This is a genomic window from Pseudomonas sp. KCJK8993 (genome assembly GCF_046230915.1).
Lineage (GTDB): Bacteria > Pseudomonadota > Gammaproteobacteria > Pseudomonadales > Pseudomonadaceae > Aquipseudomonas > Aquipseudomonas piscis.
Window position 1 is genome coordinate 55,044 of sequence record NZ_JBJJLO010000026.1, and the last position, 8,720, is coordinate 63,763.

Here is an 8,720-nt window from a genome sequence, read left to right on the forward strand (position 1 = left end):
CTTAGTAGCGGTAGGCGTCCGGTTTGAACGGGCCTTCGACGGTCACGCCGATGTAGTCGGCCTGTTGCTTGGTCAGTTGAGTGACCACGCCACCGAAGCCGCGGACCATTTCCAGGGCCACTTCTTCGTCGAGTTTCTTGGGCAGCACTTCAACGGTCAGGCGCTCGGCTTTCTGGGCTGGCGACAGGTCGGCGTACTTCTGGCCGAACAGGAAGATCTGGGCCAGGACCTGGTTGGCGAACGAACCATCCATGATGCGGCTTGGGTGACCGGTGGCGTTACCCAGGTTCACCAGGCGGCCTTCGGCCAGCAGGATCAGGTAGTCGTCGTTCTGCGGGTCGAAATCGCCGTGGCCGGTACGGTGGATCTTGTGTACCTGGGGCTTCACTTCTTCCCATGCCCAGTTCTTGCGCATGAAGGCGGTGTCGATTTCGTTGTCGAAGTGGCCGATGTTGCAGACCACGGCGCGCTTCTTCAGGGCCTTGAGCATGTTCGCGTCGCAAACATTGACGTTACCGGTGGTGGTCACGATCAGGTCGATCTTGCCCAGCAGGTCCTTGTTGATGCTCGCTTCGGTGCCGTCGTTGATACCGTCGATGAACGGCGAGACCAGCTCGAAACCGTCCATGCAGGCTTGCATGGCGCAGATCGGGTCGACTTCGGTGACCTTGACGATCATGCCTTCCTGGCGCAGGGACTGGGCCGAGCCCTTGCCCACGTCACCGTAGCCGATCACCAGGGCTTGCTTGCCGGACAGCAGGTGGTCGGTACCGCGCTTGATGGCGTCGTTCAGGCTGTGACGGCAGCCGTACTTGTTGTCGTTCTTGCTCTTGGTCACCGAGTCGTTGACGTTGATCGCAGGAACCTTCAGCTCGCCCTTGGCCAGCATGTCCAGCAGGCGGTGCACGCCGGTGGTGGTTTCTTCGGTCACGCCGTGGACGCGTTCCAGGACGGCAGGGTATTTCTTGTGCAGCAGCTCGGTCAGGTCGCCGCCGTCGTCGAGGATCATGTTGGCGTCCCACGGCTTGCCGTCCTTGAGGATGGTCTGCTCCAGGCACCACTCGTACTCTTGCTCGGTCTCGCCTTTCCAGGCGAAGACCGGGATACCGGCGGCGGCGATGGAGGCAGCGGCCTGGTCCTGGGTGGAGAAGATGTTGCAGGACGACCAGCGAACCTCGGCGCCCAGGGCAACCAGGGTCTCGATCAGCACGGCGGTCTGGATGGTCATGTGGATGCAGCCGAGGATCTTCGCGCCCTTGAGGGGTTGTTCGGCCAGGTACTTGCGACGCAGACCCATCAGGGCCGGCATTTCCGACTCGGCGATGATGGTTTCGCGGCGGCCCCAGGCGGCCAGGGAAATATCGGCGACTTTGTAATCGGTAAAATCTGCAGGCGTGTTGACAGCGCTCATGAAGAGCCTCCATTCGTAATGTGCGAATGGGCGCCGTTGTGCGTTTAGTGTCCGCACGGGAAGTCCCGTGCCGACAACGCCCCATCCGAGCCTGACAGGTCGAGCCTGCTGCAGCGCCCCTCGGACAGGTGGCGGGAAAACGGTATCAAGGGTAGATGACCGTTTCGAAACGGTGGCGATTATAGCGACCTGAGCCAGACTTCCCAAAGTGTTTCTGCTACCTGGATGAAGTTCCTCAATCGAGACCATAGTCGAGGTTGCATAGAGCGAGGCGGCCCGGTCTGCCATCATGCCGGGCATCGAATGGCAGGACGGTCAGGAGCGAACATGAATTTCCACACCCGCAAGTGGGTAAAACCCGAAGACCTCAACCCCAACGGCACGCTGTTCGGCGGCAGCCTGCTGCGCTGGATCGACGAAGAAGCGGCGATCTACGCCATCGTCCAGCTGGGCAACCAGCGCGTGGTCACCAAGTACATTTCGGAAATCAACTTCGTCAGCGCCTCGCGCCAGGGCGACATCATCGAACTGGGCATCACCGCCACCGAGTTCGGTCGTACCTCCATCACCCTGACTTGCGAAGTGCGCAACAAGATCACCCGCAAGTCGATCCTCACGGTGGAGAAAATGGTCTTCGTCAACCTGGGAGAGGACGGCTTGCCCGCTCCCCACGGTCGTACCGAGATCAAGTACGTCAAGGATCAGTTCAAGGACGACGCGCCCGGCGCCTGACGTCTCTGCCCATGCGCGGCGGGCCAGCTCGCCCGCTGCGCATGGGCCATCGGTCAGTGGGTTTCGGCCTGTGCCTTCGGTGCGTCGCTGGTGACATGGCGTACCAGCTTGCCGATGGTCAGGCCCTGCAGCAGGATCGACGACAGCACCACGATGTAGGTGATGCTCAGCACCAAATCGCGCTCCGGGCCGGCAGGCAATGCCAGGGCCAGCGCCACCGAGACGCCGCCGCGCAGGCCACCCCAGGTCAGCACGCGGATGGTACCCCGGGGCACGCTGCGCCAGCGGCGCAGCAGCAGGATCGCCGGGGCCACGGTAAGCAGGCGCGAGGCCACGATGGCCAATGCCAAAAGGCTGGCCGCCGCCAGGTGCAGCCAATTGAAGGGCAGCAGCAACAGTTCCAGGCCGATCAGGGCGAACAGCAACGCGTTGAGCATGTCGTCGAGCAATTCCCAGAAACCATCCAGGTAGCGCCGGGTCATGTCGTTCATCGCCAGGTTGCGCCCCAGGTTACCGATGATCAGGCCCGCCACCACCATCGCGATGGGCGCCGAGACATGGATCTCGCTGGCCATGGCCGAACCGCCGATCACCAGGGCGAGGGTCAGCATCACCTCGATCTGGTGCTGCTCGATGCTCTTGATCATCAGGTACACCAGGTAGCCGATCAGGCCGCCGAACAGCACGCCGCCAATGGCCTCATGCACGAACAGCCAGGCGGTGGCGCCCAGGGTCGGGGTCTCGCCCAGTTGCGCGATACCCAGCAGCACGGTGAACACCACCACCGCCGTACCGTCGTTGAACAGCGACTCGCCGACGATGGTGGTCTTCAGCGGTTTGGAGGCATTGGCGGTACGCAGTACTCCCAGCACCGCGATCGGATCGGTTGGCGAGATCAGCGCGCCGAACAGCAGGCAGTAGAGGAAGCTCACGTGCCAGCCGAACAGGCCGAAGATCCAGTAGGCCAGGCTGCCGATGACGAAGGTGGCGATCAGCACGCCGACGGTGGCCAGCAGGCCGATGGGCCAGCGGTAGCTGCGCAGGTCGTTGAGGTTGACGTGCAGGGCGCCGGCGAACAGCAGGAATGACAGCATCCAGTTCATCAGCAGGTCGCCGAAGTCGATCTTGCCGATCAGTTCTTCGACATGTTCCTCCAGGCCCGGGTAGCCCAGGTAGGTCAGCCCCTGCAGCAGCAGGGAGAACAGCAGGGCGGTGACCATTACGCCAATGGTCGGCGGCAGGCCGATGAAACGGAAGTTGACGTACGTCAGCAGGGTCGTCAGGCAGATAAAGGCAGCGACAAGTTCAAGCATCCGGACTCCTTTGGATGATTGTGGAAAACAGCCTGAAGTCGTTCAGGCCAGGGGTTTGATGTCCCGGTGCCGCCCAGGGGCACAGTGGGTGGCTAGGCCAGTTGCCATCAGGCAAGGATCGACACATTGACCGCGCAGAAGCGGCGATGTTGCAGGCCCAGGGCAAACTCGGACCCATGCCCATGCGGACGCATTCGCTGCCTACCCGGCCAAAAGCGCCGATGTTCCGTGCAACTGGGCCTGGCGGCATGCGAGGATCGCCGTTTCGCAATGATGTTCAGGCAGGGAGGCGAGGTGCTGGCGACAACTCTGGTTCTGATGGCGGCGCTGCTGCATGCGGCATGGAACACGCTGATCAAGTTCAGTGGCGAGCGCCTGCTGGTGGTGGCCTGCATGGACAGTGTGGCCCTGCTGTTCGTGGCCGGCATGCTGTTCTTCCTGCAATGGCCGCCCCAGCAGCTCTGGCCCTGGATCTTCGCTTCCGCGGCTTTCGAACTCCTGTATCGCTACCTGTTGATCCAGGCTTACCGAGTGGGGGACCTGGGGTTGGTGTACCCACTGATGCGTGGCCTTTCGCCCCTGGTGGTGCTGGCGCTGACCCTGGGATTGGGTGGCGAAGCCCTGAGCACCCAGCAGATTCTCGGCATCTTGCTGATCCCCTTCGGCATGCTGTGCCTGCTCTGGCAGGGCGGAGGCGGCGCGCGCCTGCCCTGGAGCATGCTACCGGTGGTGGCCCTGATCGGCCTTTGCATCGGTTGCTACACCTTCATCGACGGCCAGGCCCTGCGCCGCTGGGAGCACCCATTGGACTACCTGGCCTGGGTCACGTTGCTCAGTGCCTGGCCTTTTCCCCTGGTGGCGCTGGTCTGGAAGCGCCCGGCTTTCGCCCTGTTCTGGCGTGAACAATGGCGCCTGGGACTGAGCGTCGGCTTCTGTGTGCTGTTCAGCTACGCTCTGGTGCTTTGGGCCATGCAGTTGGGCTCTATCGCCGAAGCGGCGGCCTTGCGTGAAATCAGTGTGATTCTGGTGGTGCTGTTCGGCATGCGCTACCTGAAGGAACCCTTCGGCCGGCCAAGGCTGATGGCCTGTGGCCTGGTGCTGATCGGCATGTTGGTGATGAAACTGTGAGTATTCCCTAAAAACTCTAAAAAAGGATTGACGTTATGACTGTCGCGTTCTGGTGTGTATTGATCGCCATCTTCCTGCCCTACCTGGGTACTGCGGTGGCCAAGGGGTCCGGCAAGTACGGGTTGCGGGATAACCATGATCCACGGGCGTTCCTGGAACAGTTGCAAGGGGTCGGTAAGCGGGCGAATGCCGCGCAGCTCAACAGCTTCGAAGTGACCCCGGCGTTCGCCGCTGCGGTGCTGGTGGCCCATGTGGCGGGCAACGCCCAGTTGGTGACCATCAACGTGCTGGCGGTGTTGTTCATCACCAGCCGCCTTTTGTACATCATCTGTTACCTGGCCGACTGGGCGGTGCTGCGTTCTTTGGTGTGGTTCGTGGGCATGGGGCTGATCGCCAGCTTCTTTTTCGTCTCGATCTGAAGTTGGCCAGGCTTGTCGACGCCCAGGTCGACAAGCCGGTTCCGGCTGGAGGCGTTACGGGGTATTGGCGACTTGCGGCACCTGGGGCAGCGGCATGTCCTTGGGCCAGAGCATCCAGATCTGGCCTGGCTGCTTCATGTCGCCGGCCAGTTGCCCGGCTGCATCGCCGGTTCCCCAGAACAGGTCGGCGCGTACTTCCCCGGTGATCGCGCCGCCGGTGTCCTGGGCCGCCACCGGGCGTACCAGGCTGCTGCCGTCGGGACGGGTGGTGGACAACCACAGCAGGCTGCCCAGGGGAATCACCTTGCGGTCCACGGCGACGCTGTAGCCCGAGGTCAAGGGAACGTTCAGCGAGCCGCGCGGCCCTTCGTTGCTGTCCGGGTTGCGGTTGAAGAACACATAACTCGGGTTGCTGCCCAGCAGCTCGGGAATCCGCGCCGGGTGGGCCTTGGCCCAGGCAGCGATGGTGCCCATGGTCACTTCTTCCTTCTTCAGTTCGCCTTGCTCCACCAGCCAGCGACCGATAGGCCGGTACGGGTGGCCGTTCTGGTCGGCATAACCGATGCGCAGTTGGCGACCATCGTCCAGCTGGATCCTGCCCGAACCCTGGATCTGCAGGAACTGCAGGTCCATGGGGTCGGTCAGCCAGGCGATCACCGGCGCTTTGACGCCCTGGGTCTCGATGGTCGCGGCATCGTCGTAGGGCTTGAGCACCCGGCCTTCGAGCCGCCCTCGCAGGCGCTTGCCCTTGAGTTCGGGATAGAGGCTGTCCAGGGCGACCACAATCATGTCGTCCGGCACGCCATACACCGGTACGTTGGCCGTCTTGGTCTGGGCCAGGCTGCCGGGATACACCGGCTCGTAGTAGCCCGTGATCAGGCCGGTGTTGCTGCCGCTGCCCGAACGCAGGCCGTAGACTTGCAGGCGTTCCTTGAGAAAACCACGGATCGCCTCGGGGCTCAGGGGCACGTTGGCCGCGGCGGCGCAGGTGGCGCCCCACACTGGATCGGTCTTGAGCCGGGTGCAGGCGCTGCGCCAGGAACCGAAGCCGGCCAGCAGGTCGTTGTCGGCTACTGCGGGCAGCGCCTCCCAGGGGGCGCTGTTGTAGGTGGCCAGGGCGTGTGTCTGGGGCTGAGAGGGTGGCTGTTCTGTGTCGCCGCCGTTGCAACCGGCGAGTAGCGCCAGGGCCGGGACGGTCCAGAACCAGTGGCGGCACCAGCGGGGAAAACTCGGGTTCATGTTGTGTTTCCTTGGGGGGACGTCCCGCGTCCGTGGCGGAGGACAACCCATATTATTAATAGGGCTATTGGTCTTTGTCCGGGAGGCGAGGATACTGGCCGCCGTTTTCCGTGACCTGACCTGAAGCCACCATGACGTTAAAAAGACTCTCTGTTGTATTGCTGGCCTGCCTGACGCTTTCCGCCTGCGGTGGGGTCGATCCCAATTCTCCCCTGGGCCAGCGCAAGGCGATCTTCAAGCAGATGCTCAAGACCGGCGAAGACCTGGGAGGCATGCTCCGCGGACGCATTCCGTTCGACGGTGCGCGTTTCGTCGAGGGCGCAGTGAAGCTCGACAACCTGTCCCATGAGCCCTGGAAGCACTTCCCTGCAGTCAAGGAAGAAGACCACACCAGCGCCACCGACGATGTCTGGCGCCGGCAGGCACGCTTTCAGGAACTGGCTCGGACCCTGGAGGCAGCCACCGGTGAACTGGTGGTCGCCAGCCAGATCCAGCCCTACAAGGCCAGCAACCTTGGCCCGGCGGTGCAGAAGGTCGAGGACGCGTGTAGCGCCTGCCACAAAGAGTTTCGTAATCACTGATCCCGGCTCGGGGCGAGACCCAGGCAGGGATGCCGGGGCTCCTCGTCATGTCGGGGGCAGTGCCCGGCCTACTTGTCCAGATCGTCCAGGGCTTGCTGCAGTTCCTTGCGGGATTCGGCGAGCTTGTCCTTGCGCTTGTTGATCTTTTCCGAGTCGCCCTTCTTCATGGCCTTTTCCAGGTCGGCCTGGCGGCGGCTGACTTCGTGCTTGGCGTCGAGCACCTTGTTTTCCCGTTCTTTCTTCAGCGAGGCGTCGGTGCAATGGGTGGTGACTTCATTCAGGGCGCGTTCCAGTCCGGCCTGCTGATCGCCGTTGCCGTGGGCCTTGGCTTGTTCGATCTGGGTCGCGATGGCCTGGCGCTTGGCGGCGCAGCCGGTCAGTTCGGGTGTTTGCTCGTTGGCCAACAGTGGCGCGCTCATCAAGCCGCATAGGGTCAGGGCTGCGAGCGAAGGAAAGATGTTCATTGACGGCTCCAGGTGAAAAAGATCAAAAAATAACCAATGAAGTAATGCTGGGGCGTGCCGGAATGGGCTGTTGGAGCCCATTGCGGACCAGGTGGTTCAATACCCGACCCGGGTGAGCGACTAAAAACCTTCGACGCCGGCGGCATTCAGGGTGGCACGCAAGGCCAGCACCTGCGGGTCGCGAAAGAACGCTGCCAGTCGCTCCGCGCGCTCCACCCCAACCTCGGCTTCTTGCTGCCAGTCCAGGCTGCTCTTGAGTGCCAGCGCCTGCCATGGCCCGCCCAGGTCGGCAGCGCCACTGGGCGGCAAGCCCAGGGCCTTCAGCCAAAGCGCGAAGGGTCGCCGCCTGGCGTTGTGCAGGCTTTCGAGCAGGCGTGCGCTGCTGCGTGCGCCGAAGCCGGCCATGTTAACAAGCTCTGCCTGGTCGAGGGTCAACCAATCCAGCAGGCTCTTGATTCGCCCCGCTTGGACCAGTCGTACCCAGGTCTGCTCGCCGACATGCTCCAGGTCCAGCGCCTGCTTGCCACTGAGCCAGGTCAGGCGTGCCAGGAACTGGCTCTCGCATCCGGGGGAGGGTTGCCAGCAGCTCAGCGCGTGGAAGTCGCTCTGCACCGGAGCCTGGAGCGGTGGACGCTGCGGTGCCCTGAGGACCACGCCATCCAGGCGGGGGATGGTCAGGCCGGCGAGACTGACGGCCACCTGGTCGCCGGGGAGGATGTCCAGCTGGCGCCAGCGGTGTAGTGAGCCAGCGCTTACCCGGCGGATCTGCCGATCGTCGAGAGTGACCGGTTCGATGTGCAGCAGTGGCGTGATGCGCCCGGTGCGACCGACGCGAAACTCTACCTCGCGGACATTGGCCAAGGCCTGGGTGTAGGGGTACTTCCAGGCCGCGATCCAGTGCGGATTCCGGGCCTGCCATCGTTCGGCCGCGGGGCGTCGGCCCAGGCGCAGGATGATTCCGTCGCTGGCGAAGGGTAGCGCTGAGCGGTACCAGTGCTCGCGCCACTGCTGGGCCGCGTCGAAGTTGGCGACCCTGCGGCTGTATTCGCGGCCTTCGGTAAAGCCCAGCTTGGCCAACTGCTCCAGGCGCTCATCCATCGCTTGTGGCCCTTGGGGCCAATCCCAGACGAACAAGCCGATCTGTGCCGCGGCATCGGGTTCCAGGCGTTTACGGGCCATCCAGCCCGCCACTCGGCTACGGGCATTGCGGCTGCCGACCCGGGCCTGCACGTGGCCCTCCAGGCGCTGGTACAGCTCACCCTGGAGCAGCAGGTCCACGGGTTGCGGCAATTGCTGGGGGATGGCCGGAATCTGCCGGGCCACGCTGCTCCAGTCGTGGCCCTGCTGACCATCGCCCCGGCTCAGCGCCTGGTCCAGGCGGCCCTTGCGGTAGATCAGGCTCACGGCCACGCCGTCGATCTTGGGCTGCACCC

Annotated in this window: 9 protein-coding genes and 1 riboswitch; of the genes, 4 read left to right on the forward strand and 5 right to left on the reverse strand. The window is 63.6% G+C overall.

Annotated features, from left to right (window positions below; translation table 11 throughout):
* Nucleotide 1: 1 nt before the first annotated feature.
* A complete protein-coding gene (ahcY, locus tag ACK6AU_RS11355) occupies nt 2–1,411 on the reverse strand; it encodes an adenosylhomocysteinase (protein ID WP_022641583.1) in 1,410 nt (469 codons plus the stop codon).
* A gap of 21 nt (nt 1,412–1,432) precedes the next feature.
* Nucleotides 1,433–1,539: riboswitch (S-adenosyl-L-homocysteine riboswitch) on the reverse strand.
* A gap of 199 nt (nt 1,540–1,738) precedes the next feature.
* On the opposite strand from ahcY, the gene ACK6AU_RS11360 reads away from it, so the two are divergent.
* Nucleotides 1,739–2,143: a hotdog domain-containing protein gene (locus ACK6AU_RS11360; RefSeq protein ID WP_185697088.1), complete on the forward strand. Its 405-nt coding sequence runs from the start codon at nt 1,739–1,741 to the stop codon at nt 2,141–2,143.
* Between the two features lie 53 nt (nt 2,144–2,196).
* Here the strand turns inward: ACK6AU_RS11360 and ACK6AU_RS11365 are convergent, their stop codons facing one another.
* Entirely contained in the window at nt 2,197–3,456 is a 1,260-nt protein-coding gene (locus tag ACK6AU_RS11365) for a sodium:proton antiporter (RefSeq protein ID WP_185697089.1), read from the reverse strand.
* Nucleotides 3,457–3,750: 294 nt separating this feature from the next.
* On the opposite strand from ACK6AU_RS11365, the gene ACK6AU_RS11370 reads away from it, so the two are divergent.
* Together ACK6AU_RS11370 and ACK6AU_RS11375 are read left to right on the forward strand one after the other, a co-directional pair.
* A complete protein-coding gene (locus ACK6AU_RS11370) occupies nt 3,751–4,584 on the forward strand; it encodes an EamA family transporter (RefSeq protein ID WP_409299362.1) in 834 nt (277 codons plus the stop codon).
* Nucleotides 4,585–4,619: 35 nt separating this feature from the next.
* Complete coding sequence (locus ACK6AU_RS11375; RefSeq protein WP_185697091.1) at nt 4,620–5,003, forward strand: MAPEG family protein; 384 nt, start codon at nt 4,620–4,622, stop codon at nt 5,001–5,003.
* A gap of 54 nt (nt 5,004–5,057) precedes the next feature.
* Here ACK6AU_RS11375 and ACK6AU_RS11380 read toward each other — a convergent pair whose 3' ends face one another.
* A complete protein-coding gene (locus ACK6AU_RS11380) occupies nt 5,058–6,242 on the reverse strand; it encodes a murein transglycosylase A (protein ID WP_409299364.1) in 1,185 nt (394 codons plus the stop codon).
* A gap of 131 nt (nt 6,243–6,373) precedes the next feature.
* On the opposite strand from ACK6AU_RS11380, the gene ACK6AU_RS11385 reads away from it, so the two are divergent.
* Nucleotides 6,374–6,823: a c-type cytochrome gene (locus tag ACK6AU_RS11385; RefSeq protein WP_409299366.1), complete on the forward strand. Its 450-nt coding sequence runs from the start codon at nt 6,374–6,376 to the stop codon at nt 6,821–6,823.
* A gap of 68 nt (nt 6,824–6,891) precedes the next feature.
* On the opposite strand, the gene ACK6AU_RS11390 is transcribed toward ACK6AU_RS11385, so the two are convergent.
* The gene (locus ACK6AU_RS11390) at nt 6,892–7,287 is read right to left on the reverse strand and encodes a DUF1090 domain-containing protein (protein WP_409299368.1); all 396 of its coding nucleotides are present in this window, start codon (nt 7,285–7,287) and stop codon (nt 6,892–6,894) included.
* A gap of 120 nt (nt 7,288–7,407) precedes the next feature.
* Nucleotides 7,408–8,720, reverse strand: a 1,313-nt coding sequence (gene ligB / locus ACK6AU_RS11395) for an NAD-dependent DNA ligase LigB (protein WP_409299370.1), incomplete at its 5' end; no start/stop codon positions are given.

Coding starts and splice junctions, on each gene's coding strand:
- ACK6AU_RS11390 (WP_409299368.1), bottom strand. CDS start 7,287: ATGAACATCTTTCCTTCGCTCGCAGCCCTGACCCTATGCGGCTTGATG.
- ACK6AU_RS11380 (WP_409299364.1), bottom strand. CDS start 6,242: ATGAACCCGAGTTTTCCCCGCTGGTGCCGCCACTGGTTCTGGACCGTC.
- ACK6AU_RS11385 (WP_409299366.1), top strand. CDS start 6,374: ATGACGTTAAAAAGACTCTCTGTTGTATTGCTGGCCTGCCTGACGCTT.
- ahcY (WP_022641583.1), bottom strand. CDS start 1,411: ATGAGCGCTGTCAACACGCCTGCAGATTTTACCGATTACAAAGTCGCC.
- ACK6AU_RS11360 (WP_185697088.1), top strand. CDS start 1,739: ATGAATTTCCACACCCGCAAGTGGGTAAAACCCGAAGACCTCAACCCC.
- ACK6AU_RS11365 (WP_185697089.1), bottom strand. CDS start 3,456: ATGCTTGAACTTGTCGCTGCCTTTATCTGCCTGACGACCCTGCTGACG.
- ACK6AU_RS11375 (WP_185697091.1), top strand. CDS start 4,620: ATGACTGTCGCGTTCTGGTGTGTATTGATCGCCATCTTCCTGCCCTAC.